Source organism: Histophilus somni 2336 (assembly GCF_000019405.1).
In the GTDB taxonomy this organism is placed as follows: Bacteria; Pseudomonadota; Gammaproteobacteria; order Enterobacterales; family Pasteurellaceae; genus Histophilus; species Histophilus somni.
The window spans coordinates 1,957,663-1,977,025 of sequence record NC_010519.1; the positions used below are offsets into that span (position 1 = coordinate 1,957,663).

The 19,363-nt window shown below is 44.1% G+C and carries 23 protein-coding genes; 7 read left to right on the forward strand and 16 right to left on the reverse strand.

Annotated features, from left to right (window positions below; translation table 11 throughout):
- The 8 genes from HSM_RS08810 to HSM_RS08845 form a co-directional block, all read right to left on the reverse strand.
- Window positions 1-771 (reverse strand): lysozyme family protein, encoded by a 771-nt coding sequence (locus HSM_RS08810; RefSeq protein ID WP_012340835.1) that lies wholly within the window; start codon window positions 769-771, stop codon window positions 1-3.
- Window positions 750-1,523 carry a TIGR03759 family integrating conjugative element protein gene (locus tag HSM_RS08815; RefSeq protein ID WP_006248885.1) on the reverse strand — a complete coding sequence of 258 codons (774 nt, stop codon included), beginning with the start codon at window positions 1,521-1,523 and terminating at the stop codon, window positions 750-752. Before HSM_RS08815 ends, HSM_RS08810 begins: the two co-directional genes overlap by 22 nt.
- Window positions 1,523-2,152, reverse strand: coding sequence for a PFGI-1 class ICE element type IV pilus protein PilL2 (gene pilL2, locus HSM_RS08820; protein WP_006248884.1), 630 nt, complete (start codon window positions 2,150-2,152; stop codon window positions 1,523-1,525). Before pilL2 ends, HSM_RS08815 begins: the two co-directional genes overlap by 1 nt.
- A gap of 158 nt (window positions 2,153-2,310) precedes the next feature.
- Window positions 2,311-2,571: a hypothetical protein gene (locus tag HSM_RS08825; RefSeq protein ID WP_006248882.1), complete on the reverse strand. Its 261-nt coding sequence runs from the start codon at window positions 2,569-2,571 to the stop codon at window positions 2,311-2,313.
- Window positions 2,572-2,683: 112 nt separating this feature from the next.
- On the reverse strand, window positions 2,684-3,046 hold the full coding sequence (locus HSM_RS08830; protein WP_006248881.1) for a hypothetical protein: 363 nt from the start codon (window positions 3,044-3,046) through the stop codon (window positions 2,684-2,686).
- A gap of 79 nt (window positions 3,047-3,125) precedes the next feature.
- Window positions 3,126-3,533 carry a hypothetical protein gene (locus tag HSM_RS08835; RefSeq protein WP_006248880.1) on the reverse strand — a complete coding sequence of 136 codons (408 nt, stop codon included), beginning with the start codon at window positions 3,531-3,533 and terminating at the stop codon, window positions 3,126-3,128.
- 25 nt (window positions 3,534-3,558) lie between these two features.
- A complete protein-coding gene (locus HSM_RS08840) occupies window positions 3,559-4,239 on the reverse strand; it encodes a hypothetical protein (RefSeq protein WP_012340836.1) in 681 nt (226 codons plus the stop codon).
- 105 nt (window positions 4,240-4,344) lie between these two features.
- The gene (locus HSM_RS08845; RefSeq protein ID WP_006248878.1) at window positions 4,345-4,776 is read right to left on the reverse strand and encodes an STY4534 family ICE replication protein; all 432 of its coding nucleotides are present in this window, start codon (window positions 4,774-4,776) and stop codon (window positions 4,345-4,347) included.
- Window positions 4,777-5,395: 619 nt separating this feature from the next.
- On the opposite strand from HSM_RS08845, the gene HSM_RS10915 reads away from it, so the two are divergent.
- On the forward strand, window positions 5,396-5,533 hold the full coding sequence (locus HSM_RS10915) for a hypothetical protein (RefSeq protein ID WP_155242642.1): 138 nt from the start codon (window positions 5,396-5,398) through the stop codon (window positions 5,531-5,533).
- A gap of 60 nt (window positions 5,534-5,593) precedes the next feature.
- Here HSM_RS10915 and HSM_RS08850 read toward each other — a convergent pair whose 3' ends face one another.
- On the reverse strand, window positions 5,594-7,645 hold the full coding sequence (locus tag HSM_RS08850; protein ID WP_012340838.1) for a DNA topoisomerase III: 2,052 nt from the start codon (window positions 7,643-7,645) through the stop codon (window positions 5,594-5,596).
- A gap of 159 nt (window positions 7,646-7,804) precedes the next feature.
- Window positions 7,805-8,323 carry a hypothetical protein gene (locus HSM_RS08855; protein ID WP_006248876.1) on the reverse strand — a complete coding sequence of 173 codons (519 nt, stop codon included), beginning with the start codon at window positions 8,321-8,323 and terminating at the stop codon, window positions 7,805-7,807.
- 476 nt (window positions 8,324-8,799) lie between these two features.
- Here HSM_RS08855 and HSM_RS08865 point away from each other — a divergent pair, with 476 nt between their 5' ends.
- Window positions 8,800-9,510: a hypothetical protein gene (locus HSM_RS08865; protein ID WP_006248874.1), complete on the forward strand. Its 711-nt coding sequence runs from the start codon at window positions 8,800-8,802 to the stop codon at window positions 9,508-9,510.
- Window positions 9,511-10,048: 538 nt separating this feature from the next.
- On the opposite strand, the gene HSM_RS08870 is transcribed toward HSM_RS08865, so the two are convergent.
- Window positions 10,049-10,816 (reverse strand): aldo/keto reductase, encoded by a 768-nt coding sequence (locus tag HSM_RS08870; RefSeq protein WP_012340839.1) that lies wholly within the window; start codon window positions 10,814-10,816, stop codon window positions 10,049-10,051.
- Here HSM_RS08870 and HSM_RS08875 point away from each other — a divergent pair.
- The 3 genes from HSM_RS08875 to HSM_RS08885 all read left to right on the forward strand — a co-directional run bounded on the left by HSM_RS08875 (window position 10,767) and on the right by HSM_RS08885 (window position 13,334).
- Entirely contained in the window at window positions 10,767-11,135 is a 369-nt protein-coding gene (locus HSM_RS08875; RefSeq protein ID WP_308700758.1) for a DUF6803 family protein, read from the forward strand. The genes HSM_RS08870 and HSM_RS08875 overlap by 50 nt on opposite strands.
- Before the next feature lie 181 nt (window positions 11,136-11,316).
- Window positions 11,317-11,772: a DUF411 domain-containing protein gene (locus HSM_RS08880; protein WP_005612095.1), complete on the forward strand. Its 456-nt coding sequence runs from the start codon at window positions 11,317-11,319 to the stop codon at window positions 11,770-11,772.
- A 14-nt stretch (window positions 11,773-11,786) separates the two neighbouring features.
- The gene (locus HSM_RS08885) at window positions 11,787-13,334 is read left to right on the forward strand and encodes a multicopper oxidase family protein (protein WP_012340840.1); all 1,548 of its coding nucleotides are present in this window, start codon (window positions 11,787-11,789) and stop codon (window positions 13,332-13,334) included.
- Between the two features lie 89 nt (window positions 13,335-13,423).
- On the opposite strand, the gene HSM_RS08890 is transcribed toward HSM_RS08885, so the two are convergent.
- Window positions 13,424-13,558, reverse strand: a complete 135-nt coding sequence (locus HSM_RS08890; RefSeq protein ID WP_015587091.1) for an alcohol dehydrogenase catalytic domain-containing protein — start codon at window positions 13,556-13,558, stop codon at window positions 13,424-13,426.
- A 109-nt stretch (window positions 13,559-13,667) separates the two neighbouring features.
- Here HSM_RS08890 and HSM_RS08895 point away from each other — a divergent pair, with 109 nt between their 5' ends.
- A complete protein-coding gene (locus HSM_RS08895) occupies window positions 13,668-13,847 on the forward strand; it encodes a hypothetical protein (RefSeq protein ID WP_006248870.1) in 180 nt (59 codons plus the stop codon).
- Between the two features lie 154 nt (window positions 13,848-14,001).
- Window positions 14,002-14,406 carry a Cu(I)-responsive transcriptional regulator gene (cueR, locus tag HSM_RS08900; RefSeq protein ID WP_012340842.1) on the forward strand — a complete coding sequence of 135 codons (405 nt, stop codon included), beginning with the start codon at window positions 14,002-14,004 and terminating at the stop codon, window positions 14,404-14,406.
- A gap of 214 nt (window positions 14,407-14,620) precedes the next feature.
- Here the strand turns inward: cueR and HSM_RS08905 are convergent, their stop codons facing one another.
- From HSM_RS08905 to HSM_RS08920, 4 genes are all read right to left on the reverse strand, one after another.
- Window positions 14,621-15,103: a DUF411 domain-containing protein gene (locus tag HSM_RS08905; RefSeq protein ID WP_025235803.1), complete on the reverse strand. Its 483-nt coding sequence runs from the start codon at window positions 15,101-15,103 to the stop codon at window positions 14,621-14,623.
- An 87-nt stretch (window positions 15,104-15,190) separates the two neighbouring features.
- A complete protein-coding gene (locus HSM_RS08910; protein WP_012340844.1) occupies window positions 15,191-16,795 on the reverse strand; it encodes a multicopper oxidase family protein in 1,605 nt (534 codons plus the stop codon).
- Window positions 16,795-17,031, reverse strand: coding sequence for a DUF2933 domain-containing protein (locus tag HSM_RS08915; protein WP_025235801.1), 237 nt, complete (start codon window positions 17,029-17,031; stop codon window positions 16,795-16,797). Before HSM_RS08915 ends, HSM_RS08910 begins: the two co-directional genes overlap by 1 nt.
- A 132-nt stretch (window positions 17,032-17,163) precedes the next feature.
- Window positions 17,164-19,356, reverse strand: coding sequence for a copper-transporting P-type ATPase (locus HSM_RS08920; protein ID WP_012340845.1), 2,193 nt, complete (start codon window positions 19,354-19,356; stop codon window positions 17,164-17,166).
- Between the last annotated feature and the right edge of the window lie 7 nt (window positions 19,357-19,363).

Genomic DNA, 19,363 nt, shown 5'->3' on the forward strand with positions numbered 1-19,363 from the left:
TTACCTCTGAAGAGTATTTTGGGGTTCTACCCAAACCATTGCATTTTTAGGTTCAACCCAAATCATTTTATTATCCGGCTCAACCCATTTGACCGATTTTCCCATTTGGCTTGTGGGATAAACGAAAGCTGCAACTCCGGTATGAATATGCCCTTGCTTGGAGACAGTCATAAAATTGGCTTCTTGCTTATGTGCTAAAAAACGTCCTTTTTGGTAATTGAGAAAGTCTCTTACCGTCATCCAACTTTTCATTCCATTACGACGCATATTTAAAATGTCTTCTTTAGTAGCTTTCCCCATCATTGCTCGATGCAGCCCATCTAAGCCGATATTATGAGCCATATATAAATTCTCATCAGTAATAGGGATATTACGGAGTTGAAATTGCTCAATATGCCAACGTGCCAATAATGCCGTTGCTAAGGTATTCGTATATTTATCTCGACGGGGATCGGCGTAAGAACCCCGATTTTTGGCTGTAATCAACTTCATACCAAGTTGCTTTCCCCTCTCTGTTTCAGATAGCCAGTTCCAGGTTCCCATAGTAAACTGCCCAACACCGGTTGCTCCTGTTGGTGAAATGTTGCCATACCAGCCATCTTCCATTTTGACAAAACCTCGTAGCATTGCTTCACTCACCTGATAACGTTGAGCAGCCATACGAATATAGCTGTCAATTTCAGAACCAAATCCATTGAAGGGCTTTGCCTGAGAAATGCTAATGTTGGAAAGAAAGACTGCAACAATGACTAATACACGAGTGATGTCCATTCACCATCCTGTTTGATTTGGTAAGCAGCGGGCATTTTTCCTAACGAATATCTCAGCCAATAGCCTTTATCGTGGTTAAGGGTAATCAATCTTTTACTGACTTTTATTGGGTCAATATTATTGTCGGCAGCCCATTTACGAATATCATTATCGGAGATGTTTTGCCCAACAATATAAATATCGAGAGGTGTTTGATTATTTGCGTAAGAGAGGATTTTCCCAAGATCACTTTTACAAGAATCGCAGTTATCAAAACGGGTAAAATAAACCACACGACCTACCGATTGAGAAATATGTGGTTCAACCTCAAAAGGTAGCTCATTCGGATAAAGTTTCTCAAACTCCTGACGATAAACTTTGTCAAAATCAAGTTCTTTTGACACTCGTTCATAATATTTTTTCGCCAACATACGAGCATATTTTTCCCTTTCCTCAGCAGTTCGTGCTTCGATACCTAAAGCAGTTAACGGATCTAGATTTGGCGACCACATACCTCGCTCACCTTTCATTAATTCGGTATAACGACTCCATTCTTCAACGGTCAATCCCCATTCTTTAGCCTGTTTTAGGCTATCACTTAATTGTGATTGTTGATGTTGGCTTTGTTTCTGCAAAGTCGATTGTGAGCTACTTACGGTCTCTGTTTGCATATTTTGAGCCAGAGTAGGTAATGCAAAGGACAATAAAAGAGGTAGTACTGCCAACGGTATAGCTTTACGGCATAAATTAAACTTCATTGATATTTCCCTCATTATTCCTCAATGACCTCGGTTTTAATTGTTGTCGTTGTAACGGCAACAGCAGGTTTATGAGGGTTTTGGAATGAACTTTCCCGAGCTTTAAAGCAAATCGTACGGGATATATCATTAAGAGTTAGTTCATAAGCGGGACCTGCAATCATTTGTAGAGCTTCATATAATTTCATCGGACCGAATTGGTAATGAACTTTTGGAAGAGGTCGGGTAAAAAGTGTTTGAACCGCATTACCTTGTTCTCCGATAGGTGGATAACACAAATCTAAACCCGTATTAGTTAATGTAGAACGCAAACCTTGCTGGACATTCGCAGTAAAACGATTTTTAGGATTGGAGACTTTGACTGATACGACTTGTTCAAGCAGATATTTTTGACCTTCCTCCGGAGCAATACTGATTAAGGTGTAGCGTCCGTCACGTACCACTTCGGTATTCGAGGTAGTCTGTTCTTGGTAAATATCTTTGGACACGATACGGTCTTGTGGAGGTAATTGTTGCATTTGAGGTGTTAGCAATGAATCAGGCATAGGTGTGATTTCATCACTATTTTGAGCTGTATCCTGTTGATGAACACAACCACTTAAGCCAAGCATAAAAACAGTCATTAAGGATATTTTTGTTTTCATTTAATCTCTCCAAGTATGAAAGGAATCTAGACCAACTATGGCGAAGTCATTGCTGATTTTGAATGATTTATTCTGTTGTTGATTGAGAGAATAAAAAAACGCCATCATTAGACGGCGTTTGAAAACACAATAATGTGCTGTGTTAATCGGATTTCTCCTTAGTATTCATAAGAAAATAAGATTGTTGTACAGCTACGATCAGCTTCTGTGATGATATAAAGACTTTCATCATCTACATCGTAGCGAGCTACAATTCTCCCTCCGTATTTCATTGCTTCCTGATTCGCTAATTTATCTTCCTCACACAAATTGCCCCAATCACCATAACAGTAACGATTAAGCAATTCAACCAAGGCATTTTGATTGAAACATTCAGCAACAGCACGAGTTGTACATACTCGACCAAGTTCAAACGTCATACATTTCTCCTAAATAAAATACGGGGAAATGTCACCCATTAGGGGAGTATTTCCCCAAGTGGGTGGACTAAGACTGCGGCAAGAGTCGTTTTTAGTAAAAATTTGCAAAAAATTAGGCAGCTAATTTAGCCGGCGTCATTTCTTTACGAATCTTGTCTAACATTTCATTCCAATCATCTATATCACAGATTCTTTGGCGATTAATGTAAAAATGCGTGTCTATTGCATTGATATAGTAGTCAAATTCAACTAAATCTGAATCTTGCTCAATATCTAATTCAGTACAGAATCGTTGAATTAAGCGAGAGATGACAAGCTCCTGATACAGATTACCGAAATGTGGTACAGTTTCAAATTCTTTGGCAACAAGCCAAAAGTCTTCAATACTGACAATATCGCTATATTCTTCTAAGATGGCTTCCCATTGTCCTAAATAGCAAGAGATATCATCAAAGTCAAAAAAGGAATCTTCCATTATGTTTCTCCAAGTTTTAAATAAAAAGTGGGGAAACATACCTACCGAGAATGTTTCCCGATAGGGTGTATAGTCAATATTAGCGATAAATATCACCGCTCACTGTGTTAATTTTACCTAAAATAGATTTACAATGAATGTCACCACTCACAGTTTTCACATTCGAGGTTACATTACCATCCACTGTGACATCACCACTGACAGTTGAAACAGATTTGGCATCGCCTGTTACACGAACATTTTCTGAACCTGCATTGAGGTTGGTTACATTGCCAAATACTTCAATGTTGATAGTCGGAGAGGGTTCTAATGCAATTGTTTGTCCATCAACAATTAATACATTATTGCCGGCAGCCATTGAGATATAACCTTTATTTATCCCAACAACTGTTTGCACTGTACTATTAATGATTTGAACGCTGTTGATCTCTTTGCCTTTAGAGTCAAAGACTTGTTTACCGTTGATATAAATACCTTGTCGATTCATATAATAATCCTCTTTGTATTAGATGTTAAAATGCTCGATAGAATACGATATTACCATTGGAAATTTCGTTGCGAGCAGCCTGTACAAACGTAGTTAATTTTGCTAAAGCAGGTGTATTAGTTTGCTCTAATCCTACTCGCTCTAACATATCTAGATCTTCTATGTTCAATACCACCGTAGCATCTTTCCAGAATGTCTCAATAGGTTGATAGTATTCCGGTTCCGATGAGGCTTTAATTTCTTTTTTGAAGAAATGAAAAGCCATCTCGTTGTGAACTAAGAAAATCCCTCTATCATCGGCTTCAGTCCAACGGAAAAACTCCTTGGAATGTTCAATTAACTGAATATCTGTACCATAAATGGGGTTATCCCAATCAGACACAATGTTATATTCACGCTCTAAGCCTAACGAATTAAAACGTTCAAGAGAGATTGAATACGCTCTAGCAAGCCAAGAACATTGAGCCCAAGATTTTTCAGGGATTACCTGTGCCGGATTTTTTCCGAACCAATAGCAATCCCAATCTAGGTAAATCCAATCCTTTTCCTCTATGCTTTTGTCAAAACCAATAATAGTAAAGCCTTGATCAAGCCATTTACCATAGCCGTTCTGAACAAAGACAACATCGCCAACAATACCATCAAAATGGCGACCATTAAGGACTGTTGGTGATAATGTTTTGACAAATTGTTGAAGTGAGTTCATCGTGTTTCTCCTAAAATTGTAAAATAAAGGAAAACACACCGCAGGGAGTGTTTCCCTACGGGACATAAAGTAAAGCCCAACATAAATTGTCGGGCTTGGGTAAAATTACTCAGATTGCTCATCTGCTTTTGGTTTTTCTTGATAGACGATTTCCCCATCAATTTTAATCATTTTGATGCGGATTAAGCGACCTTTAAGAGACACTCCAGTATCGCCTTTTTTGTGATATTTACTGTCACTTGAATAAGTGAAAGTATCGAACCACAAATCAGCCATTACAAATGATACAAGCACTTTTTTCTCTTCAGAGACCGCTTTTTGGCATTTTTTGATGAGTGTTTCGGTTTCTTTACCGACTACATTCATATCAAAATATCTGTACTCTGGTGAGTCAGATTCGCCAACAAGAGCTGCAACACGACAAGCATAAAAAGGATTTCCTTTTTTATGCTCTACTAAACGAATATCGTTTAAATAGCCAATGCCGGTAGTATGTAGATTGAAGTAATTTTTTTGAGTAGAAGTTTGAGTTGTCATAGTTTGTTTCTCCAAATGTAAAAAAGCGGAGAAACATCCTTACCCAACACGGGAAAAATGTTCCCCGCAAGGTGGAAGTAAAATGGAATCTCAATGAATATTCACTGAAATGATAGGGATTGAGTTGGCATTCCTGCAAATTTACAGAGTTCCCTTTCAGAATGCTGGGAGACATTTTGGCAATAACTCAACTACCTCTAAGGATAGCCGTCGCTTCTCAGGAGTTATGCGACTTATTAAGTGCTGTTATATACAGCGTCTTAAATTGAGGATAATTTAGCCATATTGAATCATAAAGTTAATTGAGAATTGAATTTTGATTTTAGAGAATTGGAAATGACAACACCGTTGATAAATCACTTACCAACGGTGTTGTACTTTTGAAGAATAAATGAAATTTAAGTTAGACCAATATAAGTTACTATATTGAAAATAGCAGCACCTTCGTGACAATGTTGATATTTTCGTTCGTAATTTACCCGATTACCTTGTGGTCTTTAATCGGCATATCTGTGGCATCATCGAGGACACAAACGGCACCCTTTATTCACCTGTGGGCTCAGGCTCAGAATAGTTAGCAGTAATTGCAACGTCATAATCCCCCCAATCGGGTAATATTATGACGTTGCAATCACGATTTAGACAATTACAACAGACTAATGTGGCTGGCATTATCCATTTAATGTTTAGTTGGCATTCCCACAAAGTGGAGTTCCCTCTCAGAATGCTGGGAGACATTTTGGCTGGTGTAGATTGATAACCGACAATCTACAAAACGGGTTCTTTGTTCCTTGATAATACCATAATCTACTTGAATTTATAACTGGCTTCTTAATTTATTCAGTTGATCGAGTACATTTAAATTACTACTTTTCTTAGCAGATTTATTTGAAGCTGATTTTACCTTTTTATCAGCCTCTTTATGTTGGCAATCTGGATAACCAGTACATCCCCAGAATGTTCCCTTAGCGTGATTGATTTTTCTCATTGGCTTACCACATTCTGAACATTTTCGGATTTCAATATTCCCAAGTGACATTCCCTGTTGCATACAACTGCCGATAAGTTGTTTTACAAATGCTTCTTGCTTTTGCATAAATGCATCAAGTGTCATACTACCTTCGGCAATCTGATTGAGGGCTTGTTCCCATAATGCCGTTAAACCGGGATTTTTCAGTAAGTCCGGCAAACTATCAATTAAGGCAACGGCTTCTGCTGAGGCAACCAGTGATTTTTTCTTCTTAAGGAGAAATCCTTTGTCAATTAGGCCTTGAATTAATCCGGCACGGGTTGCTTCTGTGCCTAAACCTTCCGTTTCACGTAAGCGTTGTTTGAGTCTTGGGTCAGTCACAAAGCGAGCGGCATTTTTCATTGCATCGAGTAATGTCCCCTCTGTATAGTGTGCGGGAGGTTTAGTTTGCAATGTTCGGACTTCAGAATGAGTGACATTGCATTGCTGATTTTTAGTCAATACAGGTAATCCTTGTTTCTCATCATCATTACCAGTTTCCTCATCCACATTTTTGCCAAACAAGATACGCCAGCCTTGAGCAACGATGACATTTCCCCGAGCAACCAGAGTGTGCCCACTAGATTGCAGAGTGGCAACGGTTTTATCCATTTCCAAGTGCGGTAAGAATTGAGCAAGATATCGGCGGCGAATGAGATCATAGACCTTCATTTCCTCCTCACTCAATTTACTTAAATCAGCTTTTTTAATGGTTGGGATAATACCGTGGTGAGCGGTAATTTTTTTATCGTCCCACGCCCGACTTTTTTGTCGCAAATTTAATTTAGGCAAGAGAGTTTGTAGCCCTGAATCAGAGGCAACTAATGAGCGGATTACGTTAGGAACATCAGAAAATTGTGATTCTGGCAGATAACCACAGTCTGTACGGGGATAAGTCGTGATTTTATGCTCTTCGTAAAGGGATTGTGCGATATCCAACACCTGCTGAGCCCCAAAGCCAAACAAGCGGTTACATTCGCCTTGTAAATCACTTAATGCGTAGAGTAACGGTGGAGATTTTTTCTCTCGTTTAGTTTCAACCGTCACCACTTTGGCTAAGCCTGTTTGTTTAATTTGAGCTTCGGCTTGTTGTATGACACGACTATCAAGGCAAAGTCCGGACTCATCCAAATACTGTTCAGGTACTGCAAGCCCGGCAACGAAAGTTTCACCAGAGGTTGTTGTCAGCTGAACCGCTAACGCATAATGAGATTTAGGCACGAAATTAGCAATTTCTCTATCTCGATTAACCACAAGAGTTAATGTTGGACTTTGTACTCGACCAACGCTCAATGGCTTACCGGAATAGCCTTTTGCTTGAGCCATTAAGGTAAATAAACGGGAGAAGTTCATTCCAATCAACCAGTCCGAGCGGCTACGTCCCATACCGGCGTAGTAAAGAGCCTCGGTTTCTTTACCTGATTTGAGTGTTTGAAGAGCCTTTCGAATACTGGCATCATCCAGAGCTGATAGCCAGCAACGTTGGATTTGACCTCGGTATCCAGCTAAATCTAACAGCTCACGAGCAATCATCTCACCTTCTCGATCAGCATCGGTCGCAATGACCACGGAGGTTGCTTTTTTGATAAGCCCTATTACAACAGAATATTGCTTCTTAGACTCTTTTTTCGGTGTCATTTTCCACTGAGCAGGAATAATGGGTAATGTTTCAAATGCCCAGCGTTTCCACGCTTCATCATAATCTTCCGGCTGATATTGCTCAACGAGATGCCCGAACCCCCAAGTGACAATAATAGATTTATCCGCAGTCGCCAGCAAGCCTTCACCTTTTGAAGTAGCACCCAATACGCCGGCAAGATCTCGAGCTTGAGATGGCTTTTCACAAATAAATAATTTCATATTATTTCCTAAAATGAATACAGATAGGCAAATAGTAATGTGCTGATTAAATAGCATTCAACGACTTATTGTCTCGTAGGATGTAATAATTTGAGAAATAAGGACATAAAAAATCCCAGTGTTTCCACTGGGAAGAGGTTCTAGGAGCAATATGAGTTATTATTTTAATGTATTAAGTAAACGCTGTTTTGCACTATCGAGCCATCTAGCACTACCAGTTGCTTTCCATTCAACATTCACCTGATTTTTACTGCCTTTTTCAATGATAACTTCCAAGTAGTTTTCACCTAAGTGTACCCCATCAGTATCTACATCAGATTCAAAATAGCCGGAAACATGGTAAAAAGTACCTTGTACCGTATGATAAACTTTACGGGAGTCACTATCAGCATTCGTTGGGCGGAAGCCAAATTCCCGACGAACTTTCAGGAATACATCATCAATATTCCGCTTCAACTGCAATGTGCCGGAATCTTGATAAACGTACTTACCATTTCGGGTTTTAGTATAAACTTGTCGCCCATTATGCTGTTCAACAGAGCCGTCTTTAGAGCCATAGAGCGTCTGATTCATTTGCCCGGCCCAATCCCCAACCTTATCGTTAATTGCTGAGAGTTCAGCACAGCCTGAAATTAGCATTGTAGAAACAAGAAATAAACTATATTTGATGTAACGCATAGAATTCTCCTTACAAGCGGGTTATCTGCGTTCATTTTTTGCAAAAGTGCGGTTAAAATCTACTTAAAACTCTTTTACTTACAAAGAGAAAAAATATTATAGCTTTCTGTCACACAGTAGACCATTTAGATCGGGTCTGCTTAGTTGTGAGATTGTTAATATCGCAGAGATAAGTTCTAGGCAATGTTCACAGCTATGGAAAATATGAGTTTGAGATGACATATGGGATATACGCACATTTTCCCAGTCATCTGGGTATACACATCCGTGAATTTCAGTCAAGTATTGCTTGATATGCTCTTCTGTGGCTTGTTCAACCCAGAGCTCTAGCTCAGTTTGATACTGGTGTAATATTTTCCATCGAGTTGGAGGGAAATTCATATATTTATCCTCTATCAAAGTTATTTTTGCAATTATTTCATCAATGAAGAGAGTTAAGAAGTATTTTTATTACTCACTATATGGAGAGATATGTTATGTGGAAAAAAATTAGGATTGATTTTACTGATACAGTGAAATGTCAATTTTGCAGTAGAATGATTACATCAGGCAAAGCTATTGTTGTTCAAAATGAACTTGGCAATATCTCTTTTTCAGGACCGTCTTGTGCTCAAAATAAGAACGGTCAGAATGTAGTCAATCCTAAAGAGAAAATAGTTGATATCACAAAGGGATGTTTACTTCATGAGCCAACAACAAATGATAAAACGGATAAGCAAGTAGATGTTGAGCAAGATAATTTCACATCCATACACGATGACGAAGTACATAATTATTTGGACAATAATGCTGTTAATGCATACCTGACCTTAAGATTTGAAAAACTATCGCATTTAACCTCGATTATAAAATCTCAAAAGTTAAATGAAATCTATCATAACTATGAACTTACAGGGCAAATATCTCAAAAAGATGAAAGTTACATAAGAGTGATTATGTATGGTGAGGCATATCCTTTGTATACATACCAAAACTTACAAGCTGTTTATGCTGCTGAATATTGGCTTCAATCATTTATTCAGCATAATCCAGAGAATGACTTAAATTTTATACAAGACACATTAAATCAGCTCAGAAGAAAGCTAACATTAACTGAAAAACAGATTATGGGCATAAATAATTGGTTTAAGAATTCTGATGGAAAAATGGTGAAATTAAAGACAAATGCTTTTGTAAGAGGGAAATAGTTAACATAATTGTGGTGGCCACTTATTTTGTTACGTAGGCCCGACGTAAGACTGGTTTTAAAAGACTCTTTCCTATTATTTGCTTGCTTATTTTGACAAATTCAAGTTATATGTAATTCAAAACGGTTGTTTCTATATCACTTAGGAATGTAAATTATAAAATTCTTTTAAATCAATTAATTAAATATTAAGTTTCCCAGATTGAAGTATGAGTACGTAAAAATAAAGTATAAAAAGACTAAATTTCAGATTTTATTTTTACACAATGTACTTACTATAAAATACCAAACAGATAATATTTGTCCATAAATTCATTGAGTTGATTATGCCATTTTTACACTTATTGACTATAGCGTTTTGCCTAATCATCTGTCTGATTCCAGTTTTACCCTTTTCCCAATATCTTTCAATTTCGATAAATCTTCCACTAATCTTGCTACATATTCAAGAAAAAGTGCGATCGTTTTTCAAAGGATTTTATGAAAACGACCGCTGTAAGAAAGAATTTTTATTTACGACTTTTTCAGGTATCTGAAAACTATTTCGCTTCTGAAAAATTCAAAATTGCTTCAGGCAAACGCAAGCCGACAATTTCAATGGCTTCTAATTCTTGGCGGAATTGCGCCAATTCTTCTTCGGTAAATTTCACATCGTCTGCGCCTAAATTATCCAACAAATGACGGGCTTTGCTCGTCCCAGGAATTGGCGCGATAAACGCTTTCTGTGCCATTAGCCAGGCCAAAGAAAGCTGTGCAGGCGTACAAAGTTTGCGTTTTGCCCATTTTTGCACAAGCTGGATTAACTTCACATTTTGTTGCATCGCTTCGGGTGTAAAGCGTGGGATAATACCACGCAAATCTTTGCTTGGATCAGCCTCAAAACGGCTGTTCTCGTCCACATAACCAGCCAATGCTCCCATTGCCAGCGGCGACCAAGGCACAAACCCAATCCCTAATTCTTCACAAACGAGAATGACATCTTTTTCACGACCACGGAAAAACAACGAGTATTCGCTTTGTACGGCGGTTAAAGGCTGAATAGCGTGTGCCTTGCGAATGGTTTTCTCGCCTGCTTCCGACAAGCCCCAATTCAAAACTTTGCCTTGTTTCATTAAATCTTTAATAGCGCCAGCCACCTCTTCAATCGGCACATTGGGATCAACACGGTGTTGATAGAGTAAGTCAATACGGTCGGTTTGTAAGCGTTTTATCGTACCGACTATTACTGAATGGCGTGGTTGGGTAGATATCGCATCAATTGCATCACTATTATTAGCTACCTTTCCTATTTTTATTATTTTACTCATGGAATTAAAAGTTATTCATAAAAATCTCGTGGATAGTGCAAAAATTAAATTACATGCGGTTTATCTTGTGATTTTCTTATTTGTGAGTCACTTTGCTATGATCTTTGGCATGGCAGATCCTATTTCAGCAGGCTATCAACCCACTACACCAGCAATGACTCATTCAATGCAAATGGATGCTAAACAAATAACAGAAATGCACAACCAAATGATGACGGGCGAAATAACGCCTGAAGAAATGATGAAGATGCATCAAGAAATGAACCCTAATATGAATATGCCGAATACTCAAGGTGGTCATTCAGAACATCATAAATAATAATTCTGATCACATTTTAAAAAATAATAGTGGATGGTACGTTGGCATATCTCTACTACAAGCAGTAGGATTTTGAGAAAAATTTTCAAATGATAGAATTTTTTCAGATTACTTGACCTTAACCCTAGGTTAAGCTTTAAAATGATGTCCATTCAATCTCAATAAAAAATAAGGACATCTTATGAAATTACATAAATTCACCCGCTCATTGTTGCTTTTAAGTTTAGGCATAACCGCTTTTGCTCAAGCACAAACACTTTCTATGGAAGTGTGGAAAAGCCCGACTTGTGGCTGTTGTAATGAATGGATCAGCTATATGCAGAAAAACGGTTTTGAGGTTAAAGTCAACGAAACAGGCAATTATGATGCTCATAAGCGCTTTAACATTAAATATGAACATGCTTCTTGCCACACAGCCGTGATTGATGGCTATGTGATTGAAGGACATGTACCTGCTGAGGATATCAAACGTTTACTCGCAGAAAAACCCGATGCAATAGGCTTGTCTGCACCGGGAATGCCAATTGGTTCACCAGGTATGGACGGTGAAGCATACGGCGGACGCAAAGATCCTTATGATGTTGTTTTGATTAAGAAAAACGGTGAAAGTGAAGTGTTTAAATCCTATAACCAATAGGGGGGGGGGAAAGAATGAAACGTCGAGATTTTTTACGTTATGGAATTGGAATTAGCTTAGCCAGTAGCTCGCTTTATAGCCTCGCGAATATGATGAACCACGCACAACATGGCAATATGGCGATGATGCATTCAGTACCTACTGGCCTAATGCCAACTGAGGCAATGCCTTCAGGTTTATCGCTTAATGGGATATTACCAAAACTTGCTAATCAATCGACTCAAGCTGGACTGTTCAAAGCCACTTTAAAAGCAGAGCCAATTAAAATTCGCCTCGCAGACAATAAAGAAACGGAATTTTGGGCTTATAACGGACAACTACCAGGGCCACAAATTGAAGTATTTGAAGGAGATACCGTAGAAATTGAATTTATCAATCACCTACCACAACCCTCAACAGTACATTGGCACGGCTTAGATGTACCAAATGAGGCGGATGGTAACCCGATGGATATGGTTGAACCGCAAGGGAAAAAAGTCTATCGCTTTACGCTACCTCAAGGCAGTGCTGGGACATATTGGTACCACCCTCATCCACATGACCATGTTTCCGAACAAGTCTATAAAGGCTTAGCAGGCACTTTCGTTGTTAAAGCGAAAAATGATCCGCTTGCACACCTTCCTGAACAACATTGGGTGATTTCCGATCTGCGTTTAAATGCCGATGGCACCATTCCAGCAAACACGATGTTAGATTGGATGAACGGTCGTGAGGGTGAATTTGTGTTAATCAACGGTCAATATCAGCCCCAGATTCAAGTGAAAACGAATGAACGAATCCGTCTTTGGAATGCCACTAGCGCTCGTTATTTTCGTTTAAACATTCCAGGGGTGAAATGGATTGTGGTGGGTACCGAAGGTGGTTTACTTGAAAAACCTCGCTCGCCTGTTGATGAACTGCTACTTACACCAGCCGAACGCGTTGAAGTGATTATGGTGGGTGAAACGCAAGGAACAGCCAATTTACAAAGCGGTTATTATGATCGCCGTAAGATGATGGTTCAAGAACAGCCTAAAGATCTCACTTTAGCCACAATTCAGGTGAAATCAGAACCTGTTCAGTTACCTGAAAGCTTAAGGTCCTTGCCTAACTGGGATGAGCCAAAGCAGGTTCGCCAAATTCGCTTTAGTGAAAAAATGATGAACCATACGAATATGCCAATGATGAATCACGGTACACATCACGCTACTACAACACTAACGGACAACCCTATTCCACCAATGATGAATGGTATGTTCTTAATCAACGGTCAAACCTTTGATATGAACCGTATTGATTTTGTTACCAAATTGAATGAAGTGGAACAGTGGGAAATCTTCAATGAAAGCCATATGGATCATCCATTCCATTTACACGGCACTCAATTTGAAGTAATTCAACATACGTTAAACGGTAAAACCTTTAAGCCAGAAGGCAGAGCGTTAAAAGATGTGGTTAATTTACGCCCTTATGAAAAAGTGATTATTCGCTTTAAGCAAGGACATACTGGGTTGAAAATGTACCATTGCCATATTTTAGAACATGAAAATCTCGGTATGATGGGGATGTTTAAAGTGGAATAGTGGTATCTAACTATAAAAATAGAGGGATTTCGTCATAAAAAATCTGCACCTTAATCAGTTGGTTTTTAGTCCAACTTTTGGGGTGCAGATCAGACGCTCACTTTGTCGCCGATTTGAAATTCGCCAGCGTCATCGCCCACTGCCACGACCACGCCTGCCCCTGCATAACCCAAAGTCGCAGGGAACACAGGGTCAATCACATACGCCCCTTCCCGATACATCATCTCGGCACGGTTTAGTCCCAATGCACGGCACGGTTTTTAAACATTTTCATTATAGTTTTCCTTATCAAAATGGGATTTGGCAAACATTGGGCAAACCTAAGCCCGCCCAATGTTTTTAGTTAATCAATTACTTGCAATCACAATCGCCACAAGTGCAGTTTTGACAAATGCACAGCTCGCCATTTTGGCAGTTGCATTTTGGATTGCAATTTTGCCCTGTGCAAGATTGGCAACCGCAGTGGGCGTTTGGGTTTTTGATGATGTCGTTCATAACAATTCTCCAAATTAAAGGTTGATTATCAAAACAAAAACCGTTTTTAAGCCACTAAAAACATTGCTTTTTTGTTTTGATGAGCGTATCATAAAACCTAACCTTGCGTTAGGGTCAAGGATTATTTTTGCGGATTGACAATTTTTTACAAACGCCAAAACAAGGAGCAACAATGAACATCGGTCAAGCGTCCAAAGCCACAGGGCTGTCCATCAAGCAAATCCGTGATTATGAAAAAGTCGGTTTGTTATCAAACACTTCACGCAGTGCATCAGGCTATCGTATTTATGGCAATGATACGCTTGACCGCCTAAAATTCATCGCCAAAGCAAGGGGCGTGGGCTTTTCGCTTGCCCAAATTGGCGAGCTTTTGGCACTGCAAGACAATCCACACCGCAAAAGCTGTGAAGTCAAAGCGTTGGCAAATATGCACATTGAATTTTTGACCCAGAAAATCGAAGAACTGACACAGATGAAAGCCACCTTGCAGGCGTGGAGCGACGCCTGCACCGGCGACAACGCCCCCGACTGCCCGATTTTAAAAGGCTTGGCGGAGAGCGGTGAGGATAAGGGCTGACAAAGTTTTTTGGCGGTTTTTTCAGGCAGGGTTAATTCAGGCAGGTTTAATTTAAGAAGGCCGTCTTAAAAAACACAATTTGCCGTTTTACCGCTGTTTTTTACCGCAAGAAGCACTTATCGGTGGTAAAAAACAGCGGTTTTTGACGCTTTGATGAGAAAAATTCAGCCTGAAAACTGATGAGCGTTTTCAGGCTGGTTTTTTTGCCGAGCGTTCAAGGATAACTTTGGTACACGCTGTGCGTGCCGTTTTTGCCCAGCAGCAGCACATCGTAGGGGTCTTTTCGGCCGCCGTACGCTTCACCGTCCATTCCCGGCGAGCCAATGGGCATTGCGGGCACGGCGATGCCGACGGCGTCGGGGCGTTCGGCAAGCAGGCGTTTGACTTCTGATGCGGGCGTGTGCCCTTCGACGGCGTAGCCGTCAATCACGGCGGTGTGGCAGGAGCCGTATTTGGGCGATATGCCCATTTGTGTGCGGATTTGGCTGTTGCCGGTGTCGTGGATTTTCACGCTAAAACCGTTGTCCTGCATATGCTTGACCCATTCGCCGCAGCAGCCGCAACTTGGGCTTTTGTACACTTCCAGTACGGGTTTGGCCTCTGCGGGGGCGGGGTTGGCGAGCATCCAGCCTACGCCTGCCACGCTTGCCAAGACGGCTGATAGGGCCAAGGTTTTGCCAAAAAAGGATTTGTTCATTGTTTTGCCTCGTCGTGGGTTAAGTGGTTTGGGGATTTTTCAGGCAGGCTTAATCAAGCAAGGCCGTCTGAAAAAGCGGTTCGGGGTTTATTTCACTTGCAACATTGCCATCATTCCCAGATTTTCGTGTTCCAAGATATGGCAGTGGAACATTTTGAGACCCTTGTTTCCTTGGATAAAGCGGATGACGGCGGTTTCGCCCGGGCGCAGGTTGACCGTGTCTTTGCGGGCGCGGTAAGGCGCGGGGGCGGTGTTGCCGTTCAGGCTGGTTTGCAGCACTTCAAACTGCGTGCCGTGCAGGTGGAAGGGGTGATCCATATGGCTTTGGTTGGCCAGCGTCCATTCTTCGACATCGCCTTCGTTGCCGACAAAGTCCACGCGCTTCATATCGAAGGTTTTGCCGTTGACCAAAAACACGCCTACCATATCTTGGGGAATGGTGTTTTGCATCGCGCCCGCCATTTCACCCGCCATTGCGCCGTGATCCATTCCCTGCATACCGCCTTGGCTTTGCGTGTTTTGCATCGGCTTCATTTGTTCGCTGAACACCACTTCACGCTTGACCACAGGCGCAGGCAGCGCAGGCAGTGTGCGCAAGGCGGCAGGCAGGGCGGCATCGGCGGGGGTGAATTGCACTTCGCCCAGGTTCAGGTCGGCGGCTTTTTCCTGCACCATCATTTTGCGGCGGTCGTAGTACAGGCTGGTGAGTTCGGCCGTGGTCTGCGCCTGACCGACGGCGAACACTTCCACCCGCTCGGCGGGGGCTAAAAACAGCTCGTCGGCGGGGGCAAGCGGTTTTTCCAAGAGGCCGCCGTCGGTGCCGACCACAATCCACTGCACACCTTTGATTTTCAGGCGCAGGTAGCGGGCGCTGGTGGCGTTCCAGATACGCAGGCGCTCGTTGCCGGAGAGCTTGATTTTCGGGCGGTATTGCCCGTTAATCAGCACGAATTCGCCTTCACGCCCGTTCATCCAGTCGAGCATTGTGTTGGGCGGAATGCTGCCGTCTTCATTCAGGCGCAAGTTGGAAATCAGCCAGTACTGTTCGCTGTGGGCGAGCACATCGTTTTTGGCTTTGACGATGAGCGTACCGGCCAGCCCTTTGTAGACCTGCTCGGAAACATAATTGTGCGGGTGCGGGTGATACCAGTAAGTGCCGGCGCTGCCCTCGGGCAGGATGAAGCGGTAGGTTTTGCTCTGCCCCGGCTCTATCGGGTCTTGTGGGTTACCGTCGGCGTCGTTGGGCACATCCAGCCCGTGCCAGTGCACGGTGGTGGGCTGCGGCAGGCGGTTGGTTACGGTGATTTCCACCGTATCGCCCTCGTACACTTCAATCTGCGGCCCGGGCAGCTGCCCGTTATACGCCCAAAACTCGGTTTCTTTGCCGCCCGCCATTGTGATTTTCACCGGCGCGGCCGTAATGGCTGCCTGAAACACGCCCGCCTGCGATGAAGCGTTGGCAAGCCTAGGCAAATCTTTAAGCGGCTGGCCCGAAGGCATCATTTCAGACGGCATCAGTTTTCCCGTTCCCTGCATATTGCCCATACCGCCCATCGTGCCGGACGCCATTTGGTGCCCTTGGCCGCCCATATCCATAGGCTGCCCGTTCATTCCGAAGCGCGACAAGGCATACCAAGACGCGCCTGCCGCACCGATGCCGATGCCGTAGAGTAAAAATTTTCTGCGATCCATTATTTGTCTCCTGTGTCAAGATTGGGGCGGTGTGTTATCTTCACCGCTTCGGTTTTGGCATTGTGCGTGCCGTGGCTGCCGTGTCCGCCGTGCATAAACAGGTGCATCAGGGGGCAGAGCATCAACAGGGCGAAGGGCAAAAGTGCGGGCTTGGCAAAGGCGATGACGGCGAAGGCGGCAGCCGCCAATACCAACAGGGCTTTTTTGTTTTTTGCCAGTTTGCTTAGGGTGTTCATCGTCGGTCTCCTTAAAGGTTTGGGTGAAACGGTTTTTTGAAAACTTGGGCTCAGTGTAAGCCCTTACCCTACGTTAGGGTCAAGGGCTTTTTTGTGGGCGCCGGGTAAAGTTTTCTTGCCGTTTCTTTACGCTCATAGCCTGCTGTTGTTCAGCCGCAGAGCGTTGCCGACCACGGATGCCGAGCTTAGGCTCATCGCCAGTGCGGCAATCATCGGCGAGAGCAGCCAGCCGGTAAAGGGGTACAGCACGCCGGCGGCAACGGGAACCCCCAGGCCGTTGTATAAGAAGGCAAATAACAGGTTTTCCTTCATATTGCGCACGGTGGCCTCAGACAATTTGCGTGCGGTGGCAATACCCCGCAAATCGCCTTTGACCAGCGTGATTTGCGCACTGCTCATTGCCACATCGGTGCCGGTACCCATTGCGATGCCGACATCGGCTTTGGCCAGTGCGGGGGCATCGTTGATGCCGTCGCCTGCCATTGCGACCACCCGCCCTTCGTTCTGAAGCCGCTCGATCAGTGCCAGTTTGTCGGCGGGCTTGACTTCACCGTGCACTTCGTTGATGCCCAGTTTTGCGCCCACGGCGTTTGCCGTGGTCAATCCGTCGCCGGTTGCCATAATGATGCGCAGGCCGGCTGCTTTGAGCGAGGCCAATGCTTCGGGGGTGCTGTCTTTTACAGGATCGGAGACGGCAAGCAGTCCCGCAAGATGTCCGTCCGCAGCCAGATATATCACGCTGGCACCTTCACTGCGCAGGGATTCGGCCTGCTCGAACAGTGGTTCGACGCTAAGCCCGTTCTGCTGCATAAACGCCGTGTTGCCCAGTGCCAGCGCACGCCCTTCAACCACGCCGCTCACGCCGATGCCGCTGCCTGAATCAAACTGTTCGGGTTTGCTCAGCTTCAGCTGTTGTGCCCGTGCGGCCTGCACAATGGCGTCGGCCAGCGGGTGTTCGCTGCCCTGATCCAAGCTGGCGGCCAAACGCAGCACTTCCTCGGCGGAAAAGCCTGCTGCCGCAACGGCACGGTCAAAGGCGGGTCGGCCTTCGGTGAGTGTGCCGGTTTTATCAATCACCAAAGTGTCTACTCGCCGCAAGTTTTCGATAGCGGCGGCATCACGGAACAATATGCCCCTGCCTGCCCCGCGTCCTGTGGCGACCATCACCGACATCGGCGTGGCCAGTCCCAGTGCACAGGGGCAGGCGATAATCAAGACCGCAACGGCGTTGATCAACCCGAACACCCAAGACGGTTGCGGGCCGAACACGCCCCAGACAAAGAAAGTGGCAACGGCGACGGCGACAACCGCCAGTACGAAATAGCCTGCCACCCCGTCGGCCATACGCTGCATCGGTGCTTTGGAGCGCTGCGCCTGGGCCACCATCTGGACAATCTGCGAAAGCACGGTTTCCGAACCGATGCGCTCGGAGCGGATGACGAGCGCACCGCCGGTGTTGAGCGTGGCGCCGATGACTTTGTCGCCGGTGGCTTTGCGCACCGGCAGCGGCTCGCCGGTCAGCATCGATTCATCTACCGAGCTTGCGCCCTCAACCACCACGCCATCGACAGGCACTTTTTCGCCGGGGCGCACACGCAGAAGGTCGCCGATGTGGATGTGGCTGAGCGGCACATCTTCTTCAGCACCGCCCGGGTCGATACGCCGTGCGGTTTTGGGCGCCAGTCCGAGCAGGGTCTTGATTGCCGCCGAAGTCTGCGACCGGGCTTTGAGTTCGAGCATCTGGCCGAGCAAGGTCAGCGAGATGATGACGGCCGCCGCCTCAAAATACACGCCGACCCGCCCCATCGATACAAACGATGCCGGAAAGATGCCGGGTGCAGCGGTGGCAACAACGCTGTAAACGAAGGCTGCACCCGTTCCCAGTGCAATCAGCGTCCACATATTGGGACTACGGTTTGCCAGCGACTGCCAACCCCGTGAGAAAAACGGCAGCCCCGCCCACAGCACGATCGGCAGCGACAGCACCAGCTCTACCCAGCTTTGTGCGGCCATATCCATCAGGTTCAGACGCTCGCCGAACATCGCCAGCACCAGCACTGCCGCCGTCAGGGGCAGCGTGTACCAAAAGCGTCGGGAAAAATCACGCAGCTCCGGATTGTCGTCGTCCAATTCAGGCATCAGCGGCTCCAATGCCATACCGCAAAGAGGGCAGTTGCCGGGGCGGTCTTGCCGGATTTCCGGATGCATCGGGCAGGTGTAGCCCGAAGCAGCCGCTGCATCGGACGGTGTCTGCACAGGGCGGTGCTGTCCGTGTCCGTGTCGGCACTCGTGGTGTTTGGGTGGTTTGTGTGTTTCTTGCTTCATCACAATT

Coding starts and splice junctions, on each gene's coding strand:
- HSM_RS08810 (WP_012340835.1), bottom strand. CDS start 771: ATGGACATCACTCGTGTATTAGTCATTGTTGCAGTCTTTCTTTCCAAC.
- HSM_RS08815 (WP_006248885.1), bottom strand. CDS start 1,523: ATGAGGGAAATATCAATGAAGTTTAATTTATGCCGTAAAGCTATACCG.
- pilL2 (WP_006248884.1), bottom strand. CDS start 2,152: ATGAAAACAAAAATATCCTTAATGACTGTTTTTATGCTTGGCTTAAGT.
- HSM_RS08825 (WP_006248882.1), bottom strand. CDS start 2,571: ATGACGTTTGAACTTGGTCGAGTATGTACAACTCGTGCTGTTGCTGAA.
- HSM_RS08830 (WP_006248881.1), bottom strand. CDS start 3,046: ATGGAAGATTCCTTTTTTGACTTTGATGATATCTCTTGCTATTTAGGA.
- HSM_RS08835 (WP_006248880.1), bottom strand. CDS start 3,533: ATGAATCGACAAGGTATTTATATCAACGGTAAACAAGTCTTTGACTCT.
- HSM_RS08840 (WP_012340836.1), bottom strand. CDS start 4,239: ATGAACTCACTTCAACAATTTGTCAAAACATTATCACCAACAGTCCTT.
- HSM_RS08845 (WP_006248878.1), bottom strand. CDS start 4,776: ATGACAACTCAAACTTCTACTCAAAAAAATTACTTCAATCTACATACT.
- HSM_RS10915 (WP_155242642.1), top strand. CDS start 5,396: ATGACGTTGCAATCACGATTTAGACAATTACAACAGACTAATGTGGCT.
- HSM_RS08850 (WP_012340838.1), bottom strand. CDS start 7,645: ATGAAATTATTTATTTGTGAAAAGCCATCTCAAGCTCGAGATCTTGCC.
- HSM_RS08855 (WP_006248876.1), bottom strand. CDS start 8,323: ATGCGTTACATCAAATATAGTTTATTTCTTGTTTCTACAATGCTAATT.
- HSM_RS08865 (WP_006248874.1), top strand. CDS start 8,800: ATGTGGAAAAAAATTAGGATTGATTTTACTGATACAGTGAAATGTCAA.
- HSM_RS08870 (WP_012340839.1), bottom strand. CDS start 10,816: ATGAGTAAAATAATAAAAATAGGAAAGGTAGCTAATAATAGTGATGCA.
- HSM_RS08880 (WP_005612095.1), top strand. CDS start 11,317: ATGAAATTACATAAATTCACCCGCTCATTGTTGCTTTTAAGTTTAGGC.
- HSM_RS08885 (WP_012340840.1), top strand. CDS start 11,787: ATGAAACGTCGAGATTTTTTACGTTATGGAATTGGAATTAGCTTAGCC.
- HSM_RS08890 (WP_015587091.1), bottom strand. CDS start 13,558: ATGATGTATCGGGAAGGGGCGTATGTGATTGACCCTGTGTTCCCTGCG.
- HSM_RS08895 (WP_006248870.1), top strand. CDS start 13,668: ATGTTTTTAGTTAATCAATTACTTGCAATCACAATCGCCACAAGTGCA.
- cueR (WP_012340842.1), top strand. CDS start 14,002: ATGAACATCGGTCAAGCGTCCAAAGCCACAGGGCTGTCCATCAAGCAA.
- HSM_RS08905 (WP_025235803.1), bottom strand. CDS start 15,103: ATGAACAAATCCTTTTTTGGCAAAACCTTGGCCCTATCAGCCGTCTTG.
- HSM_RS08910 (WP_012340844.1), bottom strand. CDS start 16,795: ATGGATCGCAGAAAATTTTTACTCTACGGCATCGGCATCGGTGCGGCA.
- HSM_RS08915 (WP_025235801.1), bottom strand. CDS start 17,031: ATGAACACCCTAAGCAAACTGGCAAAAAACAAAAAAGCCCTGTTGGTA.
- HSM_RS08920 (WP_012340845.1), bottom strand. CDS start 19,356: ATGAAGCAAGAAACACACAAACCACCCAAACACCACGAGTGCCGACAC.